The 775-nt window shown below is 65.3% G+C and carries 1 protein-coding gene; it reads left to right on the forward strand.

Annotated elements, in window-relative coordinates:
• On the forward strand, window positions 1-726 hold a 726-nt coding region (locus DSX2_RS13135; protein ID WP_035042499.1), incomplete at its 5' end, for an EF-Tu/IF-2/RF-3 family GTPase.
• Between the last annotated feature and the right edge of the window lie 49 nt (window positions 727-775).

Genomic DNA, 775 nt, shown 5'->3' on the forward strand with positions numbered 1-775 from the left:
CTGCTGTCCAAGTACGACTTCCCGGGCGACGACACGCCGGTGATCAAGGGCTCCGCCCTGAAGGCCCTGGAGGCCCCGAACGCCGACGATCCGGCCTGCAAGTGCATCTTCGAGCTGATGGAAGCGTGCGACGCCTTCATCCCCGAGCCGGTGCGCGAGATCGACAAGCCGTTCCTGATGCCGATCGAGGACGTGTTCTCGATCTCCGGCCGCGGCACGGTGGTCACGGGTCGCGTGGAGCGCGGCATCCTGAAGGTGGGCGACGAGGTCGAGATCGTGGGCATCCACGACACGGTCAAGACGACCTGCACGGGTGTGGAGATGTTCCGCAAGATCCTGGACCAGGGCCAGGCCGGCGACAACGTGGGCGCGCTGCTGCGCGGCGTGAAGCGTGAGGACGTGGAGCGCGGCCAGGTTCTGGCGGCGCCCAAGTCGATCACCCCGCACAAGAAGTTCAAGGCCGAGGTGTACGTCCTGTCCAAGGAAGAGGGCGGCCGTCACACGCCGTTCTTCTCCGGGTACCGTCCGCAGTTCTACTTCCGCACGACGGACGTGACCGGCGTGGTGACTCTGGAAGAGGGCGTGGAAATGGTCATGCCCGGTGACAACGCGACGTTCAACGTCGAGCTGATCGCCCCCATCGCCATGGAAAAGGGCCTGCGCTTCGCCATCCGCGAAGGCGGCCGTACCGTTGGCGCGGGCGTGGTCTCCGAGATCCCGGAGTAGGGTGACAAGATCGGAAGAGCGTCGTGTAGGGTAAGAGTGTAGATCTCGG

This window comes from Desulfovibrio sp. X2, from assembly GCF_000422205.1.
In the GTDB taxonomy this organism is placed as follows: domain Bacteria; phylum Desulfobacterota; class Desulfovibrionia; order Desulfovibrionales; family Desulfovibrionaceae; genus Alkalidesulfovibrio.